The organism is Pseudohaliea sp. (assembly GCF_040217025.1).
GTDB lineage: Bacteria > Pseudomonadota > Gammaproteobacteria > Pseudomonadales > Halieaceae > Pseudohaliea.
This window is the reverse complement of sequence record NZ_JAVJOA010000008.1, coordinates 1428380-1451526: the sequence shown is the minus strand read 5'-3', so window position 1 is coordinate 1451526 and position 23147 is coordinate 1428380. Positions and strand designations below refer to the sequence as shown.

Annotated in this window: 16 protein-coding genes; 10 read left to right on the top strand and 6 right to left on the bottom strand. The window is 68.5% G+C overall.

All coding sequences use genetic code 11. The annotated features are described in order from the left end of the window. Positions 1-157 precede the first annotated feature (157 nt). The 4 genes from RKE50_RS10660 to RKE50_RS10645 all read right to left on the bottom strand — a co-directional run bounded on the left by RKE50_RS10660 (position 158) and on the right by RKE50_RS10645 (position 4631). Positions 158-1291, bottom strand: coding sequence for a CaiB/BaiF CoA transferase family protein (locus RKE50_RS10660; RefSeq protein ID WP_350036384.1), 1134 nt, complete (start codon positions 1289-1291; stop codon positions 158-160). After that, a complete protein-coding gene (locus tag RKE50_RS10655; RefSeq protein WP_350036383.1) occupies positions 1288-2457 on the bottom strand; it encodes a CaiB/BaiF CoA transferase family protein in 1170 nt (389 codons plus the stop codon). The genes RKE50_RS10660 and RKE50_RS10655 overlap by 4 nt, the downstream gene beginning before the upstream one ends. Positions 2458-2540: 83 nt before the next feature. Next, complete coding sequence (locus tag RKE50_RS10650; RefSeq protein ID WP_350036382.1) at positions 2541-3860, bottom strand: amidase; 1320 nt, start codon at positions 3858-3860, stop codon at positions 2541-2543. A gap of 30 nt (positions 3861-3890) precedes the next feature. Next, complete coding sequence (locus tag RKE50_RS10645; RefSeq protein ID WP_350036381.1) at positions 3891-4631, bottom strand: GntR family transcriptional regulator; 741 nt, start codon at positions 4629-4631, stop codon at positions 3891-3893. Between the two features lie 167 nt (positions 4632-4798). On the opposite strand from RKE50_RS10645, the gene RKE50_RS10640 reads away from it, so the two are divergent. The 9 genes from RKE50_RS10640 (at position 4799) to RKE50_RS10600 (ending at position 17279) form a co-directional block, all read left to right on the top strand. After that, positions 4799-6853 (top strand): hydantoinase/oxoprolinase family protein, encoded by a 2055-nt coding sequence (locus RKE50_RS10640; protein ID WP_350036380.1) that lies wholly within the window; start codon positions 4799-4801, stop codon positions 6851-6853. Between the two features lie 18 nt (positions 6854-6871). Next, the gene (locus RKE50_RS10635) at positions 6872-8800 is read left to right on the top strand and encodes a hydantoinase B/oxoprolinase family protein (protein WP_350036379.1); all 1929 of its coding nucleotides are present in this window, start codon (positions 6872-6874) and stop codon (positions 8798-8800) included. A gap of 4 nt (positions 8801-8804) precedes the next feature. Continuing rightward, on the top strand, positions 8805-9479 hold the full coding sequence (locus RKE50_RS10630) for an isochorismatase family protein (RefSeq protein ID WP_350036378.1): 675 nt from the start codon (positions 8805-8807) through the stop codon (positions 9477-9479). Beyond that, positions 9457-10263, top strand: coding sequence for an alpha/beta fold hydrolase (locus RKE50_RS10625; RefSeq protein WP_350036377.1), 807 nt, complete (start codon positions 9457-9459; stop codon positions 10261-10263). Before RKE50_RS10630 ends, RKE50_RS10625 begins: the two co-directional genes overlap by 23 nt. Next, positions 10253-11095 (top strand): HpcH/HpaI aldolase/citrate lyase family protein, encoded by an 843-nt coding sequence (locus tag RKE50_RS10620; RefSeq protein WP_350036376.1) that lies wholly within the window; start codon positions 10253-10255, stop codon positions 11093-11095. Before RKE50_RS10625 ends, RKE50_RS10620 begins: the two co-directional genes overlap by 11 nt. A 1-nt stretch (position 11096) precedes the next feature. After that, the gene (locus RKE50_RS10615; protein WP_350036375.1) at positions 11097-11606 is read left to right on the top strand and encodes a MaoC family dehydratase; all 510 of its coding nucleotides are present in this window, start codon (positions 11097-11099) and stop codon (positions 11604-11606) included. 42 nt (positions 11607-11648) lie between these two features. Beyond that, on the top strand, positions 11649-12824 hold the full coding sequence (locus RKE50_RS10610) for an acyl-CoA dehydrogenase family protein (RefSeq protein ID WP_350036374.1): 1176 nt from the start codon (positions 11649-11651) through the stop codon (positions 12822-12824). 85 nt (positions 12825-12909) lie between these two features. Then, positions 12910-16209, top strand: a complete 3300-nt coding sequence (locus tag RKE50_RS10605; RefSeq protein WP_350036373.1) for an efflux RND transporter permease subunit — start codon at positions 12910-12912, stop codon at positions 16207-16209. Further along, the gene (locus tag RKE50_RS10600) at positions 16206-17279 is read left to right on the top strand and encodes an efflux RND transporter periplasmic adaptor subunit (protein WP_350036372.1); all 1074 of its coding nucleotides are present in this window, start codon (positions 16206-16208) and stop codon (positions 17277-17279) included. The genes RKE50_RS10605 and RKE50_RS10600 overlap by 4 nt, the downstream gene beginning before the upstream one ends. Positions 17280-17315: 36 nt before the next feature. On the opposite strand, the gene gcvP is transcribed toward RKE50_RS10600, so the two are convergent. After that, on the bottom strand, positions 17316-20219 hold the full coding sequence (gene gcvP, locus RKE50_RS10595; protein ID WP_350036371.1) for an aminomethyl-transferring glycine dehydrogenase: 2904 nt from the start codon (positions 20217-20219) through the stop codon (positions 17316-17318). A 221-nt stretch (positions 20220-20440) separates the two neighbouring features. Here gcvP and RKE50_RS10590 point away from each other — a divergent pair, with 221 nt between their 5' ends. Continuing rightward, a complete protein-coding gene (locus RKE50_RS10590) occupies positions 20441-22567 on the top strand; it encodes a TonB-dependent receptor family protein (protein WP_350036370.1) in 2127 nt (708 codons plus the stop codon). 55 nt (positions 22568-22622) lie between these two features. Here the strand turns inward: RKE50_RS10590 and greB are convergent, their stop codons facing one another. Then, entirely contained in the window at positions 22623-23144 is a 522-nt protein-coding gene (gene greB, locus RKE50_RS10585) for a transcription elongation factor GreB (RefSeq protein ID WP_350036369.1), read from the bottom strand. Positions 23145-23147 lie beyond the last annotated feature (3 nt).

The following is a 23147-nucleotide window of genomic DNA, read 5'->3' as shown; positions in this document are numbered from 1 at the left end:
CCTGTCGTTGAAGTTACCACCCGGGGGCAGCAAGAACGGTGCCATCACTGTCCGGTGGTCGACGCCGCTGAACACAGCGCTATCGGCCTGGCCGCACCCTGCAGCGCGGCGAGTTGTCATTGCGGACTGAAATCCTGTTTCAGAGTGAAACATGCCGTCAAGGATTTCTCTTCCAGTCCCAGCGCACGGTTTGGGCTTCGTCGCGGAAATCGTCGAGCGCCGGTGCGCGGGTACGGACCTCCCCCGGCTCGAGGTCGAACTTGATCGGCGTTCCCGGGAGTTCCGTGCCCGAGTCGTCCCGGAACAGCATTTCGCGGGCCTGCGCATGCGGATGGTCGAAGGCTTCCGCCATGTCGAGGACCGGCGCCCAGCTGACGTCGACGCCGGCGAGAAAGGCGCACCAGTCCTCGAAGGAACGGCTGGCGAAGATCGCGCGCAGTTCGCCGATGAGACGCTGCTGCTCCGGGCCCGGGTCCGCCTTTGCGAGCTCGAACAGCTCCATTCGGTCCAGGGCCGTCAGCAGGGCCTCGGCAAACTTGAGCTCGCGACCGGTGAGCGCGATATGGCGCCCGTCCGCGGTCTCGTAGAGATTGTAGAAGGCAGAGCCGCCGATGGAACGGTGAGTGCGGGTCGTCGGGGCGGTGCGGTCGTGGAAGACGGGGCCCGAGAGGTGCGCGGTCCACGCCATGAGCGCGTCATACATGTTGGCGTCGATGACGTCGCCCGCGCCGGTGGTCTCGCGCCGGTAGAGCGCCATGAGAATCGCGCTGAAGCCCGTCAGGGCCGCTGCCATGTCGGCAGACGGCATCCCGGGGACCACGGGCTTGCCGTCGCCGTTGTCGTTGAGGGCGAGGAAACCCGTGTAAGCCTGGGCGCCCATGTCGTGGCTGCCCTTGCTGCCCAGGGGACCGCGCTGGCCGAAGGCAGACAGCGAGCAGTAGACGAGCCGGGGGTTCTGCGCGCGGAGGGTTTCGGCGTCAACGCCCAGCTTCGCAGCGACGCCGGGGCGGAAGCCCTCGATGAACACGTCCGCGTCCCTGGCCAGCGACAACAGGATGGCGCGGTCATCGGCCTGCTTGAGGTCGAGCGCCAGGCTGCGTTTGCCGCGATGGGTATTGCGGAACCAGATGGACTGGCCGGCTTCGTCGAAGGGGCCGAAGGCCCGGCTCGGCTCCCCACCCGGTGGTTCGACGCGGATGACGCTGGCGCCATGGTCCGCCATGATCTGGGTGATGACCGGGCCGGGCAGGAACATGCTCAGGTCGATGACTCGCAGGCCTTCCAGTTTCATGCGCTCTGCTCCCCGGTCCCGCCCTGCGCCGCCTGCCGCAGCGACGGGCCGTGTTCGTCCAGTGCGGGGGCAGCTCGCTGCGCAGGCCGCTGGCCGTTGATCTTCAGGGGATTGGCGAAGAAACGCAGGGTGCGGCCGGACGGATGGTCCACCGCCTTGATCATGCCCGCTTCGGCGACGAAGGGATTATCGACGGCCTCATCCAGGGGCCGCACCGGTGCCGCCGGGATCTTGCCCTTGAGAAGCTCCATCCAGGCAGTGGAAGTGCGCTGCGCGAACTGCTCGTCGAGAATCCCGCCCAGCGTCTCGCGGTTCGCCTGCCGGTCCGCCATGGTGGCGAAGCGCGGATCCCGCGCGAGGTCCTCGCGGCCGAGAAGTTCGAGCAGCAGCTCCCAGAAGTTCTGGTTCATGCAGCAGAGGTAGATCCAGCCATCCTCGGTGCGGTAGAGCTGTACCGGCGTTGAAGAGGGGTGGGCCGCCCTCGGCATCCGCGGCGTGACGATACCCTCGTTGAGATACCAGGTGCCCTGGTAGGCGAGCTGGTGCAGTGCCGTGTCGAAAAGCGAGGCGTCGATATCCATGCCCACGCCGGTCCTGCCGGCCGAATGGATCGCGCTCATGACCCCGTAGGCGAGCATCATCCCGGTCATGTAGTCGACCATAGACAGACCGACGCGGGTCGGTTCGGCGTCGGGGTCACCGGTGAGAGCCATGATCCCGGCCTCGGCCTGCATCAGGAAATCGTAGCCGGGCCAGTCCGCGCGCGAGCCCTCGCGGCCATAGGCCGAGATATGGCCGCAGACAATGGCCGGGTTGATCGCCTTGAGCGCCGGGTAGTCGATGCCGAGCTTCGCCGGCAGGCTGCCGCGGAGGTTGTTGACCACCGCGTCACAGTCGACCACCAGTTCCTCGAACAGGGCCCGGTCGCCGGGATCTTTCAGGTTGAGGACGACGCTCTTCTTGTTCAGGTTGAAGCACTGGAAATACAGGCTGTCGCCCTCACCGAGGGTCTGCGGCCCGGTCTGCCTGGCGTAGTCGCCCGCCGCGCTTTCGACCTTGATGACCTCCGCGCCGAAATCGGCGAGGAACATCGTGGCATAGGGCGCTGCGCCGAACTGTTCGAAGCTGATGATACGCAGGCCTTCGAGGGGTTTGCTGGCCGACATGGGGCTTCCTCTTCTTCTGGCTTTACGGAGATCTTCAAGCAGTCTGTCGCAAAAAGTTCGATAAATCTACCAGATAGATCGTACTAATCTGGGCTCGTGTACACCGGGGGCTGCAGGTCGAGCGCCAGCCCCTGCTCGATGGCCTGCGCCGCCCGCATCAGGCGCGCCTCGTCACCCCAGGGCGCTGCCAGCATGGCGCCCATGGGCAGGCCGCGCCCGTCCCGTCCCATGGGAACGGATACCGAGGGTATGCCGCTGGCTCCCAGGTCGTAGGTAAAGCGGGAAACGAGGCGCGTGGTTTCCACCATGTCGCCCGCGTCCTGCCAGCGCGGTGCCGTCACCGGGGTGGTCGGCAGCAGCAGCAGGTCGACCCCGCTGTCGAACACGCCTCGTAGCCACTGTTTCAGGGCGAGCAGCGCGCGGATGCTGGCAGCGTATTCGGTGCCGGTCACCGCCTGTCCGAGCTCGATGCGTCGTCGCACCTCGGCACCGATGGCCGCGCGCCTGGCGGGATCCGCCATGAGCGCCGCCCGCGCCTCGGCGACGTCGGCGAGGATGAAGCGGAAGGCGTGGTGTTCCCGCAGCGCATCGTTGTTCACGGGAACGACGTCGACGAGGTCCGCGCCCTGCGCCTCCAGCAGTCTTGCGACCTCGCCGAGGGCGTTCTCGATCTCCGGCGCCAGCGCCTCCGCGTAAAAGCCGCCGAGCACGCCGACGGAGAAGCCCTCGATGCCCTCGTGCAGCGTAGCCAGGGTCGACGGTCCCGCCGGGATCGACAGCGGGTCGGCCGGATCGTAGCCCTGGATCGCATCGTGGGCCCAGCAGGCCTCGGCGACCGTGGCGGCAAGGGGGCCGATCGTGTCGCTGATGGTGCTGACCGCCAGGCAGCCGGTGTTGGGGACCCGGCCCACGGTCGGCCGCAGCCCCACCACGCCGCAAAGCGCCGCCGGAATGCGGACCGAGCCGCCGGTGTCGGTACCGACGGCTACGCGCACCATGCCGCTGGCGACGGCGGCCGCTGAACCGCTGCTCGAGCCACCGGTGATGTGGTTCGTGTCCCAGGGGTTCCGGCAGTTGCCGAAGTGATCGTTCTGGCCCGTTGCGCCGAAGCAGAATTCGGTCAGGTTGGCCTTGCCGACGATCGCGGCGTTCCGCGCCCGGAGGCGGGCCGTCACCGTCGCATCAGCGTTCGCCGGCGGTGCCGTCGCATACAGCGCAGAACCGTAGCTGGTGGGCAGTCCGCGCACATCCATGCAGTCCTTGACCAGCACCGGAATCGTCCCGGCCGCCGGCTGCGCGGTGGCCTGGTTCTCGATCACCGCGTTGACGGTGCCGTTCAGCTCGCGGATGGCCTCGCGCGCGGCTTCGACGGGTTGCGGTGCTCCGGGGTAGTGGTCGCTCATTGCCTTAGGCTCCTGTGCGGTCCGCTGGTCTCAATTGCCGTTGCCCAGAAAGAAGCGGTGATTCAGCACGAAGTCGCGGGAGCGGTAGATGCTCTGGGAAATGAGATAGATCACCCCCTCCGCATCGAAGTAGCGCCGGATGACCTCAAGCGCGGGCGCTTCGGCGACGTCGCGGAGCCCCTCGGCCTGTCGCGCGGTCAGCCGGGTAGCGCGGATGTCCTGGGAGACGGCGTGGGGCTTGAGGCCGTGTTCCTTCTCCAGCCACTGGTAGACCGGCTTGCGCCCGAGGGCCTTCACCTCGGGCAGGTTGGCGCGTTCCGTGTCGACGTACACGCTGACCAGCGCCAGCGGCTCCCCGTCTTCCTCGTGCCGGACGCCCGTCATGAACTGCCACTGCCGCGCCTCGTCACAGCCGAGGCGCCGCGCCAGCTTGCCGTCGGTGCGCACAAGGTCCCGGCAGCCCCATTTCATGAAGGTGGCGGACGCATAGTTGAGGAGATCCTCCCGCGAGGTGACACCGGACTGTAAGGTCGCGAGCGGCAGCCGCCTGAGCACCGTGGAGCCCGAACCGCGGCGCCGTCGGACCAGGCCATCGGCCTCGAGCCGCGCCATGGCCTCGCGCAGCGCATAGCGACTGGCGCCGAACTCGCTGCACAGCGCCTTCTCAGTCGGCAGCAGTTGTCCCACGGCGTAGTCGCCGTCGGCTATCCTTGTCTTCAGCAGGTCGTAGAGTTCGCCCTGCGCGGGTCCACTGGTTTTTTTCGCTGGCACGGTCGTTGTCTCCAGGCACCGGGGTGCAGCGGCTTGTCCCGGCGGGCTTGCAGCGTTTATATCATATCTATCTAGAGATAGATTCGAATTTATATTGACAGTCAATTTCGGCCCTGCCTACTCTAGGACCGTTCCGTTCATCATGCCGCAGCCGGTGGGGGTGTGTAATGGCTTTTAGTGTTGGAGTGGACGTCGGCGGTACCTTTACCGACGTCTTCATGCTGGATGACGCCGGTGGGCAGCCCCTCACGGCCAAGGTTCCCTCTACGCCGGACGACCCCTCCATCGCCGTGATCAACGGCATCGACAAGGTCTGCGCCGAGCACGGCGTGGACCCGTCCGAGATCCGCGCCGTGATGCACGGCACGACCGTCGCGACGAACGCGGTCCTCACGGGCAACGGTGCGCGGGTCGGCCTCATCGTGACCGAGGGCTACCGCCAGATCCTCCACCTGGCGCGCGGCTTCGTGCCCGGCGCGCTGTCGGGGTGGATCAACTTCGTCAAGGGCCGGCCCATGGCGGAGCTGAAGGATACGGTCGAGGTCTCCGGCCGCATCGGCGCGGATGGTGCGGAGGTCCGGCCCCTCGACGAGGCGCAGGTGCGCAGCGCCGTGGAGAAGCTGCGGGCTAAGGACATCCAGTCGGTGACCATCTGCCTGATGAACAGCTACGTGAACAGCGCCCACGAGGAGGCGGTGGAGGCGATCGTCCGCGAGATGATGCCGGACGTGGCGATCTCCGTCTCCTCGCGCACCCTGCCGGAAGTGCAGGAGTACGAGCGTGCGATCACCAGCGTGGCCAATGCGTTCGTCAAGCCGGTCGTCTCACGCTACCTGGCCAACCTCAAGGCGGGCCTCGAAGAGCGGACCGGCTCTCTCAGCCTGTCTATCCTGCGCTCGGACGGTGGCCTGGCGGCGGCGCAGACCGCCGGCGAGTACCCGGTCAACCTGCTGATGTCAGGCCCCGCCGGCGGCGTTGCCGGCGCCATCTGGGTCGCGCGGCAGTCGGGCTTCGAGAACATCATCACCTTCGACATGGGCGGGACCTCCACGGACGTCTGCCTGGTGGAGGGCGGCGAGGCGCAGGTACGGCGCGAGACGGTCGTGCACGATGTGGTCGTGCGCGCTTCCTCCGTCGACGTGCGCACCGTCGGCGCCGGCGGCGGCTCCATCGCCTACGTGCCGGAGCTCACGAAGGCGCTGCGGGTGGGGCCCGAGTCTGCGGGTGCCGTTCCGGGGCCGGCGGCCTACGACAAGGGCGGTGACAACCCCACCGTCACCGATGCGAACGTGGTCCTCGGCTACCTGCCTTCCGATGCCCGCCTGGGCGGCGACATGAAGATTCGCAAGGACCTCGCGGCGAAGGCGCTGGAGAAGGTCAGCGAGCCCCTGGGGATGACCCCAGAGGAAGCCGCCGAGGGCGTGATCCGGATCGTCAACGAGAACATGTTCGGCGCGCTGCGCCTCGTCTCCGTCGAGCAGGGCTACGATCCGCGCAACTTCTCGCTGATGGCCTTCGGCGGCGCCGGTCCGCTGCACGCGAACGCGCTGGGCCGCCTGCTCGGGGCCTGGCCGGTGATCGTGCCCCGCGGCCCGGGCGTCCTCTGCGCCGCCGGTGACGCCACCACCAACCTGCGCGACGAGGCCGCCCGCTCGCTGATCAAGCTGGCGGAGGAAACCACGAAGGACGAACTGGCAGCCGCCTTTGCCGAGCTCGAAGAGCGCGCCCGCGCCTCCCTCGACGCGGACGGTGTGGCGCGCGAGCGGCAGGAAGTGAGATACCAGGTCGACCTGCGCTACGCGGGGCAGTCGGCGGACATCAGCGTGACCATGAGCCCCGAGGATTTCCATGCCGAGGGTCTCACGCCGGCCACCGACCGCTTCGATGACCTGCACGAGCAGATGTTCAACTTCCGCCTCTCGAAGGCCAAGGAAATCGTCAACCTGCGCGTCATCGTGCTCGGCCCGGGGGCCGAAGCGGTCGAACTGCACCTGGAGGAGGGCGACGGCGACCCTTCCCGGGCGGCGGTGGCGGCCACGCAGATCTACTCCGACGGTGAGACCCACGAGGGCACGATCTACGATCGCTCGAAGCTCCTCGCCGGGGATCGCATCGAGGGGCCGGCTATCGTCACGGAAGTCGACTCGACCACCCTCGTGCTTCCGGGCAGCCATGCCACGGTGGACTCGGTGGGCAACCTATTGATCAGAGACAACTCCTGAGCGGGAGGAGGCAGCGCAATGGCGACGGTAATCGAAACCAACACCACGCCCTGGGAAACGGTCGATGTCGATGCGGTGACGCTCGACGTGATCGAGAACGCCATCCAGAACGCCCGGGTGCAGATGGACGCGATTCTCTTCCGGACGGCGATCTCCACCATCATCCGCGAGCAGCGCGATGGCTTCCCGGTACTGACGGACCGCGACGGCCAGATGCTGGCGGGGCAGTTCGGCTCGCCGGTGGACGGCTTCATCGACAACTACGAGGGCGATGTGCAGGAGGGCGACGTCCTTCTCACCAACGATCCCTACGCCTGCGACGGGGCGATCAGCCACCTCAACGACTGGCTGGTATGCACGCCCGTGTACTACCACGGCCGTCTTCTCGGCTGGGCCGCCATGTTCGGCCACATGAGCGACATCTCCGGTTCGACGGCGGCCTCCATGCCGGTGACCTCGACGGACATCCTGCAGGAGGGCATCGTCATCCCGCCCGTCAAGGTGGTCTCCAGGGGCGAGCTGCAGCAGGACATCGTGCGCCTGGCCGTGCGCAACTCGCGGACGCCGGACTGGAACGAGGCCGACTTCTACGCGATTCTCTCGGCCTGTCGCACCGGCGCCGCGCGCCTCGTGGAGATGGCCGACCGCTTCGGGCCCGACGTCCTCGTGTCGGCGCAGAAGCAGCTCCTTGCGCGCAACCGCGATGCCATGCGCGAGCTCATCGTCTCGACCATGCCCGAGGAAAAGGTCGTCTTCGAGGACTGGATCTGCGACGACGCGCTCGGCCACGGCCCCTACAAGATGGGCTGCGAGATGTGGCGCGAGGGCGACAAGCTCGTCTTCGACTTCTCCCGCACGGATCCGCAATCGGCGGGCTGCATCAACTTCCTGCTCAACGACCGCATGTTCAAGATGTTCTGCGGCCAGTTCATGGTGAATGTCTTTGACCCGCAGATCGTCCTCAATGACGGCTATATCGACCTCATCGACGTGCGCATTCCGAAGGGCACGCTGTTGAACCCGGTGGCACCGGCCGCCCTCAATGGCCGCACCCACGCCCTCGGCAGGATCTTCGATATCATCAGCGGCCTGTTCGGCACGGCCAATTCCGACTTCCTGGTCGCCGCGGGCTTCTCCGACAGCCCGCACCTGATGTTCTCGGGCTTCAACCAGCGCGACGACTGGTTCCTCATGTTCCAGATCGGCTTCGGCGGCATCCCCGGCAAGCCCGGGGGCGATGGCCCCGACGGCCACTCGCTGTGGCCGAAGATGCGCAACGTGCCCAACGAGTACACGGAAGCCTACTTCCCGGTCCGCGTCGAGCGCTTCGAATCCATCCCGGACACCGGGGGCCCGGGCCTGCATCGCGGCGGCAACGGGGTCCGGACGGAGTACGCGTTCCTCGTCGAGGGCAAGATTTCCATCCACGACGATCGCTGGTTCACCTACCCCTGGGGCGTCAAGGGCGGCCTCCCGGGTACGCGCAGCCGCAAGACGCTGGTGCGCGCAGATGGCACGACCGAAAACCTGCCGTCCAAGGTCGATGACGTGCCGGTCGCCCCCGGCGACCTGCTCGTCTTCGAGACCTGGGGCGGCGGCGGCTGGGGCGACCCGCTGGAGCGGCCCTACGACATCATCGCCTACGATCTCGAGGCGGGCCTGGTCACGCCCGAGGGTGCGCGCCGCTACGGTGTCGTCACCGGCGAGGACCTGGCCATCGACGTGGCCGCGAGCTATGCCCTGCGCGCCACCCTGCGCAGCGAACGCGGGGATCCGGAGGCCTTCGACTTCGGCGGCACGCTCGACGAACTACGCGCCCGCTGCCTGGAGGAAACCGGCTTCGAGCCGCCGGAGCCGCCGGTGCAGGCACCGATCGCGGCCGCCTGGCTGCGCAAGCAGCGGCGGGAGGCCGAGGCCGGGAACGACAGCGTGCGCGCAGCCGGGTAGGCCCGTGAGTGTTCGGGACGACACGGCACCGCGTGACGCCTTCGCGGAGGCCAGCTACGGTGCCCGCGCCATGGGCTTCGGGCGCAAGCCGGCGATCCTCGTCGTCGACTTCCAGCGGGCGTTCACGGACAGCGCCTTCCCTATGGGCCGTTCCGCCCACGTACAGCGGGCGGTCGACGAGACGGCGGCGCTGCTCGCCTTCGCCGAACCGCTCGGTATTCCCGTGGCCACCTGCGCCGTTGGCTGGTGCAGCGAGAAGGACATGGCGCGCTGGAAGGTCGATGCCGTTTATGACGGTCTCTTCTACGGCCAGCCGGGCATGGAGCTGGATCCGCGTATTGCCGGCAAGGGCGACTTTCATTTCACCAAGGGCGCCCCATCGATGTTCTTCGGCACGCCGCTGCTCACCTTCCTCACGCGTACCGCCGTCGACACGGTGATCGTGACCGGCGCCACGACGAGTGGCTGCGTGCGAGCCACGGTGGTCGACGCCTTCTCCCACGGCTATTACGTCATCGTGCCGGAAGCCTGCTGTGGCGACCAGGACCGGTCGGCGCACGAGGCGAACCTGCGCGACGTCGGCCGGCGCTACGCCGACGTACTCACCACGGACCAGCTGTATGCCGCGCTCAAGGCAATGGCTCAAGGAGATGCCGATGCCGGTCATCAAGCGCCCTGACGGGGCGCAGCTTCACTACGAGGTCGTCGGGGAGGGGGAGCCGATTCTCTGCCTCGGCGGCTGGGGCACCTTCTGCCACGGCGAGCTTCGCGGCCTGCCCTTCGGGCTGGTCGACCGCTACCAGGTCGTCATCATGGACTACCGGGGCCTGGCCAGCTCGACGGATAACCCGGCCACGCCGCCGACCATGGGGCTGTACGCCGGCGATGCGATCGCCGTCCTCGATGCCCTGGACCTGGAGCGGGTGCACCTGCTGGGCATGGTGGGTATCGGTGCCTGCATCTGCCAGCAGATCGCCATCGAGCGGCCCGCGCTCGCCCGCTCGCTGGTGAACACCGGCGCCTGGGCCCGCGTGGATGCCCTGCTGGCAGAGCACCTCCGGTTGTTCCTCGATATCCACGAAAGAATGGGCTGGGCAGATTTCCAGCGCTTTGCCTGCGCCATGTCCTTCGAACCGGCGTTCTACGACGCCAATATCCACCGCCTGCTCGGTGAAGACGGGCCCTGGAAGGAATTGCGAGGCAAGGTCGATACCCACCGTCGCTTCATCGAGGCCAGCCTGGCGCACGACGCCCTCGACGCCTTGCGGTCCGTCGACGTACCGGCCCTGGTCCTTCACGCCGGGCTGGACGTGGTGACCGGCCCCCGTTTGACGCAGCCCATCGAGGATGCCCTGCCCGCGGCCCGGGGCCTCACCTTCCCCGACGCGGCCCACGTGCTCGCCGGGAAGTCCCTGCGCCAGCGGTTCTCCGATGCGCTCCTGGAGTTCCTCGATGCCCACTGACGCTGCGGCGGTCGGTCTTGCGTTCCGCACGCTGCTGTTCGTACCCGGCGATCGCATGGATCGTGTCGCCAAGGCGCATGCGACGGCCGCCGACGTGGTCTGCGTCGACCTCGAGGACGCGGTACCGGCCGCGGACAAGGCGGAGGCCCGTGCGGCCGTGCTCGCCTTCCTGGCGGACGGTGCGACGCCGCGCACCGCCGTGCGCATCAACGGGCTGCGCACGGCTGCGGGCCTGCGTGACCTGCTGGCGCTGGCAGAGGCGGACCAGCCGCCGCCGATCCTCCTGGTGCCCATGGTGGAGAGCGCCGCGGAGCTTGCCATTGTCGACGCGGTTCTCGGCGACCGGGCGGTTTCCGTCATCCCGCTCGTCGAGACGGTCGAGGGCCTGGCGGCGGTGCGTGAAATCGGTGTGTCCCCGCGGGTCGACAACGTCATGTTCGGCGGCGGCGACCTGTCCAGCCAGCTCGGCGTGGACCTGGCCTGGGAGCCGCTGCTGCATGCGCGCAGCCGGTTCGTGCTCGGCTGCGTCGCTGCCCGCGTCCGCGCGATCGACGTACCCTTCGTGAACGTGAAGGACCAGGCGGGCCTGGCGGCCGAGGCCATGCAGGCAAAGACGCTGGGCTTTTCGGCCAAGGCCGTCATCCACCCCGCGCAGCTGGAACCCGTGGCCGGGGCGTTCCGGCCGACGGCCGACGAGCTCGCGCGGGCCCGGGCCGCTGTCGATGCCTACCGCGAGGCCGGCGGCAGAGCCGTCATGCACGACGGAATGATGCTCGACGAGCCCATCGTCCGCCGCTTTGAATCACTACTGCAACAGCACAACGAGGCATAGCATGCGCAATGGAACCATCGAGGTAGCGCCCGGCCGTTACCGGGAGACCTTCGGCCGCTACCTGGAGGACTTCACCGTCGGCGACGTCTACGAGCATCGCCCGGGGCGGACCATCACGGACACGGACAACGTCTGGTTCACCCTCCTGACCATGAATACGCACCCGGCGCACTTCGACTACGAGTACGCAAAGAAGACGGAATTCGGCAAGCCGCTGGTGTGCTCCCCCTTCACCGTGGCCCTGCTGGTCGGCATGAGCGTGTCCGACATCAGCCAGAAAGCGGTAGCGAACCTGGGCTGGGGCGACATCAAGCTGCCGCACCCGCTGTTCCCGGGCGATACGCTCTACGCGGAATCGGAGGTGCTGGAGACGCGCGAGTCAAAGAAGCGGCCGCAGCAGGGGATCGTCACCATTCGCACCACCGGCAAGAACCAGGACGGCGTCGTGGTCTGCACCTTCGAGCGCAGTGTGCTCGTCTGGAAGCGCGGCTTCGGCAATGCCGACGATTGAAGCATCGCGGCGCCCCGGTGGCGCCGGAGCAGGGAGAGAGCCATGACAGAAGCACAGCGGGCCCCGCGACAGATCGACCCGGACGAAGAGCGCGCGCTGATCGACGGGATCGAGCGCTGGGTGGAGCGCGAGGTGGCGCCGGTCGCCATGAAGTACGACCACGACGATGAGTGGCCGGCGGAACTCGTGGAGCAGATGAGGGAGATGGGGCTGTTCGGGGCGACCATTGCCCCCGAGTACGGTGGCCTGGGACTGCCCGCGCGGACCTACGCGGAGATCGTGACCCGGATCTCCTCCTACTGGATGGCGATCACGGGCATCTTCAACTCGCACCTGATGATGGCCGCGGCCGTGGAGCGCTTCGGCACCGAGGAGCAGAAGAGCGCCTGGCTGCCGCGCTTTGCCAGTGGCGAGGTGCGCGGTGGCCTGGCGCTCACCGAGCCCAACGCCGGGACCGACCTGCAGGCGATTCGCTCGACGGCGCGCCGCGATGGCGACGATTACGTCATCAACGGCACCAAGACCTGGATCACCAACGGTATCCAGGGCAGCTGCGTCGCCCTGCTAGTGAAGACGGACCCGGCGGCCGAGCCCCGCTACCGGGGCATGAGCCTGTTCATCGCGCCCAAGGGCGAGGGGTTCACGGTCGGCAAGAAACTGAAGAAGCTCGGCTACAACGCCATCGACAGCGCGGAGCTCGTGTTCGAGGACTACCGGCTGCCGGCGGCCAACCTCATCGGCGGTGAGGAGGGCAAGGGGTTCTTCCAGGCCACCGGCGGCCTGGAGCTGGGCCGCATCAATGTCGCCGCCCGCGGCGTCGGCCTCGCCGAGGGCTCACTCCGGCTGGCCACGGCCTATGCGCAGACCCGCGAGACCATGGGCAAGCCCATCTGCGAACACCAGGCCATCCAGCTCAAGCTGGGTGAAATGGCGACCCGGGCGCGCGCCGCGCGGCTGCTGACCCTGGATGCGGCGGACGCCTACGACCGCGGCCAGCGCTGCGACATGGAGGCGGGCATGGCCAAGTACTTCGCCTCCGAGGCGGCCGTGCGCAACTCCGAGGAAGCGATGCGCGTTCACGGTGGCTACGCCTACTCGAAGGAATACGAGATCGAGCGCTTCTACCGCGACTCGCTGCTGATGTGTATCGGCGAGGGCACCAATGAAATGCAGCGCATCATCATCGCCAAGCAGTGGGTGAAGCAGCACCCGGTCTAGAAGCCGCGCGTCACCCCCGGACGACTGACGCAGAGCGCCGCCCGCTGCTAGACTCTGCCCCGTTTGCCGAGGCTGCGGGGAGCGCATGACGAGTTGGTTTGCCGGCTTGATGGAGCGGGTGCTGGCGGGCGCCATGCCCCGCCTGCTGTTCCTCGCCGCTACCGCCGCGGGGCTCCTGGCCCTCGAACTCACCCCCCGCGAGGAAGAGCCGCAGATCGTCGTCCCGATGATCGATGTGCTCGTGGCGGCGCCTGGCCTCAGCGCCGCGCAGACCGAGCGCCAGGTCACCCTGCCCCTGGAGAAACTGCTCAACCAGCTGCCGGGCGTGGCGCACCTCTATGCCAGCTCCGGCGAGGGCGAGGCGGTCGTCACCCTGCGCTTCCGCGTGGGTGAGGACCGCGAGAAAGCGATCCTCAATACCTACAACAAGCTCTATGCCAACCAGGACCAGGTACCGCCGGTCGTCAGCAGCTGGCAGGTGAAGCCGGTGGAAGTCGACGATGTGCCCATCCTCGTCGTCGGCCTCTGGAGCGAGGACCCGGGACGCTACAGCGACTACGAGCTGCGCCGCGTCGCCGAGGAGTTCACCACGGCGCTGCAGGCGACCTCCGACACCAGCGAGGTGAAGGTGGTCGGCGGGCGGCCGCGCACGGCGCGGGTGCTCCTCGATCCGGAGGCCCTGGCCGCACGCCGGACCACCGCAGCCGATGTGGTCGATGCGCTCGCGGTTTCCAGCGTACTGACCCGCGCCGGGACCTGGACCGTCGGCGACCGGGCGATCCGCCTCGAGGGCGGCGACGTGCTGCGCGAGCCGTCGGAACTCGACCAGCTTGTGGTGAACGTGATCGACGGCGCGCCGGTCACCCTGGGTGAAGTCGCAGAGATCGATGATGGTCCTGCCGAGGCGGAAAGCTACAGCTGGCTCATGCCTGCGGGAGACGACGGCGACGGCTACCCGCTCGTGGTGCTGTCGGTCGCCAAGCAGCGCGGGGCCAACGCCGTCGCCGTGGCCGAGGAATCCCTCGCCGTCCTGGAGCGCGTGCGCGCCGATATCCTGCCCCCGGAGCTCAGGCTGACGGTGCTGCGGAACTACGGCGAGACGGCCGATGCGAAGGTCAACGACCTGGTGACCTCCCTCGCCTTCGCTGTCTTCACGGTGGTTGTCTTCATCGGCGTGTTTCTCGGCTGGCGCCCGGCGGTCGTGGTGGGCCTTGCGGTCCCCGTGTGCTACGGCATCACCCTGGCCCTGGACCTCGCCCTCGGCTACACCATCAACCGGGTGACCCTCTTTGCTCTTATCCTGTCCCTAGGCCTGCTCGTGGACGACCCGATCACCGGTGTCGACAACATCGCCCGCTTCCTCGCTCGCGGCGGCCGCGCTGCCGATCGGGTGATCGCCGCGATGGCGGAGATCCGCACGCCGCTCATCATGTCCACGGTCACGATCATCCTCGCTTTCCTGCCGCTGGCGTTCATCACCGGCATGATGGGGCCCTACATGGCGCCCATGGCCTTTAACGTGCCGGTGAGCGTGATCAGCAGTACCGTGGTGGCGTTCCTGGTGACGCCCTGGGTGGCGAGCCGGCTGCTGCAGCCCGGTGAGGGCGCCCTCGCCGAGGGCGCTGAAGGCAGCGGCCTTTATCGTCGTGCCATGGAGCCTTTCCTCGCCAGCCGCGGGCGTGCAAAGGCGGTGCTGCTCGTGGTGGTCGCGCTGTTCCTGGCGGCGGCGCTGCTGCCGGCCCTGCGCCTTGTCCCGCTCAAACTCCTGCCCTTCGACAACAAGAACGAGGTGCAGGTACTGATCGACATGCCCGAGGGGACGAGCCTCGAGCGTACCGCGGCGCTCACCCGCACGGTGGCGGAAGCCGTCGCCCGGGTGCCGGAGGTGGCCGACATAGCCGGCTTCGTGGGCGTGCCTTCGCCGATGGATTTCAACGGCATGGTGCGGCGCTACTACCAGCGCCACGGGCCGCACCTGGGCGAACTCCGCCTCGTGCTCGTCGACAAGCTGGACCGGGAGCACCAGTCCCACGCCGTGGTCCTGCGCCTGCGGGAACTGCTTGCCCCCTACAGTCGCGATGGCGCGGTGGTGCGGGTCGTGGAGGTACCCCCGGGGCCGCCGGTAATGAGCACCCTGGTCGCCGAGATCTACGCCGAGCCGCTCACGCCCTACCGTGCGCAGCAGGCGGCAGCGGAAACGCTCATGGCCCGGCTCGAGCGCGAGCCGCACGTGGTCGAGGTGGACTCGAGCCTGGAGGCCCCCTGGCCGCGCCTGCGCTTCGTCACCGACAAGCAGAAGGCAGCACTCTCTGGCGTCGCCACGGCCGATGTGGCGAACACCCTCGCCTTGGCCAACGGGGGGCTCGTCGCCGGCTACCTGCAGCAGCCCGAGGAACTGCACCCGCTGCCCGTGGAGCTGCGCCTGCCGGTGCCCGAGCGCGCGTCGCTCGCCGCCTTCGAGCGCCTCACGGTGCGCGGTCGCCCGGGCGTGGCCAAGACCACGACTCCGCAGGGGCTGGAGCTCGCGCCGCAGCCGCTGGTGCCGCTCGGGGAGCTCGGAACCTTCGAGGAAGGCAGCGCGGACCCGACGCTGCACCGCAAGGACCTGAGGCGGGTGGTCTACGTGACGGCGGAGCTAAACGGCCGCACGCCGGCCGCGGTGGTCGCGGACGTGGCCGCCGATTACCGGGAAGACCCCGCGGAGGCGAACGGCGCCGCGGGTGCCCACCACGAGCGCTGGGCATCGCGCACCTACTTCAACAGCGGTGCGGGGGACGGCTGGAGCCTGCCCCCCGGGGCCTCGGCGAGCTGGACCGGTGAGGGCGAGCTCAGCATCACCCTCGACGTGTTCCGCGACATGGGGCTCGGCTACCTGTTCGCGCTGCTGGCGATCTTCGTGGTGCTGCGGCTGCAGACCGCCTCGACGGCGCTGTCGCTGATCATCATGGCGGCCATACCGCTCACGATCATCGGCATCATGCCCGGCTTCTGGGCCATGAACGGCTTCGGCGAGCGCGTGGTCGCGGGTGCCCCGGACCCGGTGCTGTTCACGGCCACGGCGATGATCGGCATGATCGCCCTCGCCGGCATCGTGGTGCGCAATTCGCTGATCCTGGTCGAGTTTGTTACCGAGGCGCGGCGGGGCGGGGCGAGCGTGCGCGAGGCGGTGCTCAGCGCCGGCGCGGTGCGCATGCGCCCGGTGCTGCTGACTGCCGGCACGACGCTCCTGGGCAACCTCGTCATCACTCTGGACCCGGTGTTCAACGGCCTGGCGCTCGCGATCATCTTCGGCATCATCGCCTCGACCCTGTTCACGCTGCTGGTGGTCCCGGTGGTCTACTGGCTCGTGTTCGAGCCGGCGGCAGCGGAAGGAGAAACCCCATGACAAGCCTGCTGCGCAAGCTGCTCCTGCCCCTCGGGGCCCTGCTGGTGCTCCTGCTGCTGATCTACTGGATGGCGGGCGGCTTCCGCGACCGGGTCGAGCCGGGCCTCGAACGCGCAGCGCCTGCCTCCACGCAAGGGGCCGTGCCGGTGCGCGCGGTGACGGAGCCGGCCTTCGAGGCGGTGCCGGCCTCGGTGGAGGCGCGCGAGACGACGGTGGTGGCCTCGCGGCTGCTGGCCCGGATCACGGCGCTGCCGGTGCGTGCCGGCGATTACGTGGAGGCGGGCGACCTGCTCGTGCAGCTGGAGCAGGCGGACCTCGAGGCACGGGCGCGGCAGGCGCGGGAAACGGTGCGCAGCGTTTCCGCGCGGCTCAAGGAGGCGCAGCAGAACCTGGCGCGCGCCGAGGAACTGCACGGCCGCCGGCTGATCGCCGACGCCGACCTCGATGCCGCCCGCGCAAACGCGGCCAGCCTGGAGGCACAGCTGGCCGGCGCCCGGCAGGCGGCGGAGGAGGCGGAAACGGCGCTCGGCTATTCGCGCATTACCTCGCCCCTCGCCGGGCGCATCGTCGACCGCTTCGCCGAGCCCGGCGACACGGTGCAGCCCGGGCAGAAGATCCTCTCCCTCTACAACCCGTTCTCCCTGCGCGTGGAGGCCCGGGTGCGCGAGGGTCTTGCCCTTGCCCTTGCGCCGGGGAAGGAGCTGGCCGTGGCCGTGCCCGCGGTCAACAAGGCGTTTACGGCGCGTATCGAGGAAATCGTCCCGGCCGCGGACCCGGCCTCGCGAACCTTCGAGGTCAAGGCCACCCTGACGGCGCAGAACGGGCTGCTTCCCGGCATGTACGCACGGCTCCAGGTGCCGGCCGGGGAGCGCGAGCGGCTGCTGGTGCCCGCCGACCGGGTCCGCCGGGTCGGCCAGCTCGACGTGCTCTGGGTTGTCGGGGAGAACGGGGTGGAGCGACGCTTCGTCCGCCTCGGCCCGGCGCGCGATGACGGGCAGGTCGAGGTGCTCGCCGGCGTGACGACCGGGGAAGCGGTTTTGCCGCCGCCCGGCCGGAACGGCGAGGGTTGAGCGGCGCCGGGCAGGGCTCGCCCTGCCCGGCACGGACTAGGCCGGCTCGGAGGGAGCCGGTGCGTCCTCTGCGTCGCGGTAGCTGTCGATAGCCGGGCAGGCGCAGAACAGGTTGCGGTCGCCGTAGACGTTGTCCACGCGGCCCACCGGTGCCCAGTACTTGTCGGTGCGCAGGCCGTCCACGGGGTAGGCGGCCTGGCTCCGCGGGTACGGGTGGGGCCAGTGCTCCGCCGTGACCTCCGCCAGCGTGTGCGGCGCATTCACCAGCGGGTTGTCGTCTGCCGGCAGCCGGCCTTCCTCCACGGCGCGGATCTCCTCGCGGATCGTGATCATCGCGTCGCAGAAGCGATCCAGCTCGGCGAGGGATTCGGACTCGGTCGGTTCCACCATCAGCGTGCCGGCGACCGGGAAAGACATGGTCGGTGCGTGGAAGCCGAAGTCGATGAGCCGCTTGGCCACGTCCTCCTCGCCGATCCCGCTCGCTTCCTTCAGCGGCCGCAGGTCGACGATGCACTCGTGGGCGACGCGCCCGTTGCGCCCGGTGTAGAGGATGGGGAAGTGCGGCGCCAGCCGGTGGGCGATGTAGTTTGCCGAGAGGATCGCGACCTCGCTGGCGCGGGTCAGCCCGCGGGCGCCCATGAGCGCGATGTAGGTCCAGGAGATCGGCAGGATGGAGGCGCTGCCCCAGGGCGTGGCCGAGACCACGTCGTTGTCGGTGGCGGGCCCGGGTACGGGCACGACCGGGTGCGAGGGCAGGAACGGCTCCAGGTGCGCGCCGACGCCGATCGGCCCCATGCCCGGGCCGCCGCCGCCGTGCGGGATGCAGAAGGTCTTGTGCAGGTTCAGGTGCGACACGTCGGCGCCGAACTCGCCCGGTGCGGCGATGCCGACCAGGGCATTCAGGTTTGCCCCGTCCACGTAGACCTGGCCGCCGTGGGCGTGGATCAGCTCGCACAGCTCGACGATGGACTCCTCGAATACGCCGTGGGTCGACGGGTAGGTGACCATGATGGCCGCGAGCTTCTCGCTGTTCGCCTCCACCTTCGCCTTCAGGTCGTCCATGGCCACGTTGCCCTCGCTGTCGCAGTCGACGATGACAATGCGCATGCCCGCGAGCGCCGCGCTCGCAGGATTGGTGCCGTGGGCCGAGGCGGGAATGAGACAGAGGTCCCGCTGCCCCTCGCCGCGGGCCTGGTGGTAGCGGCGGATGGCCAGGAGCCCGGCGTACTCGCCCTGGGACCCGGCGTTGGGCTGCAGGGAGATGGCGTCGTAGCCGGTGCACTCGCGCAGCATGTGCGAAAGCTCTTCGAGGAGCTGGCGATAGCCCCCGGTCTGCGACGCGGGGGCGAAGGGGTGGATGCGGGCGAACTCCGGCCAGCTGACCGGGACCATCTCCGCGGTCGCGTTCAGCTTCATGGTGCAGCTGCCGAGGGGGATCATGGCCCGGTTGAGGGCGATGTCCCGCCCCTCCAGCCGGTGCAGGTAGCGGAGCATCTCCGTCTCGGACTGGAAGCTGTTGAACAGCGGGTGCTGCAGGTAGTTGACCGGGCGCGCGAGCGCTGCCGGCAGGCCGCTGGCCACCGCCGGATCGTCGGCGACTTCGTCGCTGTCGCCGAAGACGGCGAGGAGCGCGGCCACGTCCGCCAGGGTCGTGGTCTCGTCGAGGGCGATGCCGAGGCGGTCGTCGCCGACGGGGCGCAGGTTCATGCCGGCAGCTTCGGCGTCGGCCAGCAGCGACGCCTGGCGGGCGCCGACTTGCACGGTCAGGGTGTCGAACCAGTGCGCGTTGTCGAGGGTGAAGCCCGCGGCGCTCAGCCGCGCGGCGAGAAGATTGGTGAGCCGGTGAACCCGCTCGGCGATGCGTCGCAGACCGTCCGGGCCGTGATACATGGCATAGAAGGCCGCCATGATCGCCAGCAGCGCCTGCGCGGTGCAGATGTTGCTGGTGGCCTTCTCGCGGCGGATGTGCTGCTCGCGCGTCTGCATTGCCATGCGCAGCGCCTGCCGGCCGTGGCGATCGACGGAGACGCCGATGATGCGCCCCGGGGTCGAGCGCTTGTAGCTGTCGCGGGTGGCGAAGAAGGCGGCGTGCGGTCCACCGAAGCCCATGGGGATGCCGAAGCGCTGGCTCGAGCCCACCACCACGTCGGCGCCCGCCTCCCCCGGGGCCTGCAGGAGCAACAGGGCGAGCAGGTCGGCGGCGACGCAGACCAGGGTCTGCTGGCCGTGGGCCGCCTCGATCACCGGCGCGAGGTTGCGCACCTCGCCGTTGCTCCCCGGGTACTGCAGCAGCAGCCCGAAGGCATCGCCATTTGCGAGCGGGTCTTCGGGGTCGGCCAGGACCACCTCGATATCCAGGGGCTCGGCGCGCGTGCGTAGCACCGCCAGCGTCTGCGGATGGCAGTCCGCGGCCACCAGGAAGCGGTTGCTGCGGTTCTTCTTGTTCACCCGCTGCAGCAGGGTCATGGCTTCGGCGGCGGCCGTGGCCTCGTCGAGGAGGGAGGCGTTGGCGAGGTCCATCCCGGTCAGGTCCATCACCAGCTGCTGGTAGGCGAGCAGGGCTTCGAGGCGACCCTGGGAGATTTCAGGCTGGTACGGGGTATAGGCCGTGTACCAGCCCGGGTTCTCGAGCACGTTGCGCTGGATAACGGCGGGGGTGAAGGTGTCGTGGTAGCCCATGCCGATGTAGGAGCGCAGCACCCGGTTGCGCTCGGCGAGGCGGCGCAGGCGGGCGAGTACCGCTTCCTCCGTATCCGGCTCATCCAGCGCCATGGCGCCCCGGCGGCGGATGCTGCCCGGCACCGTGGCATCGATGAGAGCGTCCAGGCTGTCGTAGCCAATCGCCCGGGCCATCTCGGCCTGCTCTGCTTCCGTGGGACCGATGTGCCGGCGGAGGAAGGCGTCGCGGTCTTCGAGCTGGGCCAGGGGGGTGTCGTTCATGGAGGCTCCCGGTCAGGAAAAGGTCGGAGCGTTGGGGGCACCGAGAAGGGGCAGAATGGTAGCAGCAGCCCCCGGGAGCGACAACGCGGCGGCTGCGCCGCCTGCGCCCTGGATAGCCATTTTTCCTGTTGTAATTGCGAATTATTATCAGTAGTGTTCAGCGGCAGCTGGCGGTTTTCGCCAGGACAAGAACCAGAAATCAATTTCGAGGGAACGGTAAAGTGAAGCGATCTACCCTGGCGGCGGCGCTCGCCGTCGCGCTCGCGCTTCCGCAGGGTGCGGACGTGCTGGCTGGCGAACTGGAAGAAGTCACCATCGTGGGCTCCCGCGAGGCGGTGCGCGAGTTGCCGGGCACCGGGAATCTCGTCGATAACGAGCAGGTGCGCATTGAGTTCGCCAATGACATCAATCAGCTCCTGAAGACCGTGCCCGGGCTCTACATCCGCGAGGAAGACGGCTACGGTCTGCGGCCGAATATCGGCATCCGGGGCGCGACCTCCGAGCGGGCATCCAAGGTCACGCTCATGGAGGATGGCGTGATGATCGCCCCGGCGCCGTACTCCAACCCCGCGGCCTACTATTTTCCCACCGCACTGCGCATGCACAGCATCGAGGTGATCAAGGGCGCCCCGCTCCTGCGCTACGGCCCGCAGACGACCGGTGGTGTCATCAACATGGTCACGACGCCGATTCCCGAGGAGCTCGGCGGCAACGTCAACCTGCGCTACGGCCAGAACAGCGAGGCGGACCTGCTGGCCAATATCGGCGGCCGAAGCGGTGACTTCGGCTTTCTCCTGGAGACGGCGCAGCGGCGCAGCGACGGTTTCAAAGACATCGACGGCGGCGGCCGCGACTCCGGCTACGAGATCCAGGACTACCTGGCGAAGCTCGGCTGGGAAGGCGAGCGCCAGAGCCTGCTGCTCAAGGCGCAGTACTCCGAGGAAGTGTCCGACGAGACCTATCTCGGTCTCACTGATGCGGATTTCGCCGCGGACGAGAACCGCCGCTACGGCGTTTCGGCAATCGATGAAATGGACAACGAGCATACGGGCCTGAGCGCCACCTACCGGCTGTCCCTCGCCGAGGGTGTCGACCTCACGGCTATCGCCTACCGCAACGAGTTCGAGCGCAATTGGTTCAAGCTGGACGGCGGCGGCAGCCTGGTGAGCGCCGCCAACAGCGGCGACCCCACCGCACAGGGCATCCTCGACGGCAGCGTCGACGCTACGGACCTCCGCTACAAGAACAATGCGCGGGAGTATGTCTCCGAGGGCGTTGATCTCAACTTCGATATCAGCTTCGGCGCGCACCAGCTGGCCATCGGCGGCCGCCTCCACGAGGACGACATGGAGCGCTACCAGCCGGTGGATCTCTATGACCAGGTCGACGGCGAGCTGATCTATCGCAGCACGGTTCTGCCGACGGGCGGCGATAACCGCTACGAGAAGGCAGAGGCGATGACCTTCTGGGCGGTCGACCGTTGGCAGCTGAACGACGCGCTGACGCTCAACCTCGCCTTGCGCTACGAGGACGTGGAATCCCGCCGGGAGCAGTTCTCGGACCCGGATCGCCTCGAGGCGCCGAGCGTGCGCAGCAACGAGTCCAACGAGTGGCTGCCGGGCGTGTCCTTCACCTATGACCTCTCGGCCAACTGGCAGCTCCTGGCTGGCGTGCACCGCGGCTTTTCGCCGCTGGGTGGTGGCGCTGTTGCCAGCGAGGAGCCGGAAACGAGCATCAACTATGAGGCCGGCTTTCGCTATGGTGGCGGTGTCTTCATCGAGGCCGTCGCCTTTTACAGCGACTTCGAAAACAAGAGCGAGAACTGCTCCAACGCCGACCCCTGCAGCAACGGTGCTACCGCGGGTTCGTTCGTGACGGGCGAGGCGGAAATCTCCGGCCTCGAGTTCCAGCTAGGGGCTAACTTCGACCTCGCCGGCCTGACCGTACCCGTAGACGTCATGTACACCTACACGGAAGCCGAGAGCAACGGCGACAACCCCGCCAGCGGGGTGGTGGACGGAGACCGGCTGGCCTCGATCCCGGAAAATGTCTTCAGCCTCCGCGCCGGCCTCGAGTCGGCCCTGGGCTGGGACAACTACGCGGTGATCAAGTACATCGACGAGATGTGCGTGGATATCGGCTGCAACCGCGCCGCCAGCCCCTTCGCCACGACCGAGGACCTGTGGGTCGTCGATGTCATCAGCCGCTACGCACTCAGCGACGATGCGGTGGTATTCCTGAAGGTGGAGAACCTCCTCGATGAGCAGGCCATCGTGTCCCGTCAGCCGGACGGTGCCCGGCCGAACAAGCCGCGCACGGCGTCTGTCGGCGTGCAGTGGGCTTTCTGACCGGGGGTCGGCGGACAGCTTGCTGCCGCCGGGCCGGCGGGCAGGGCGGCGGCAGTCAGCGTCCTGACCGTGCCCCGTTGTCTTCGTAGCTGATGGCCGTCACCCAGTAGCGCTGCCGCCCGCCCGGCGCCTGCACGACGACCTCGTCGTCGACCCGGCGGCCCAGCAGGGCGCGGGCCATGGGCGCGTCGATGGAGATGGCGCGGCGGGCGAGGTCGAACTCGTCCGGGCCGACGATGCGCCAGGTGCTCTCCTCACCCGCCTCGTCCTCGAGCGTGACCCGGGCGCCGAAGTAGATCTTCGCGGGATCGGCCGGGGGCTGGTCCACCACGGTGAGTTCCTCGAGGCGCTTGTTCAGGAAACGCACCCGGCTGTCGATCTCCCGCAACCGGCGCTTGCCGTAGATATAGTCGCCGTTCTCCGAGCGGTCGCCGTTCTTGGCGGCTTCGTGGACGGCCTGCGTGACCTGCGGGCGCTCCTCTTTCCACAGCCGCGTCAGTTCCGCGCGCAGCGCGGCCTCGCCGGCTGGCGTGATCAGCGGGGTGCCGCGGCGGCGGGGTGGGCGGTAGCGGGCCATGGA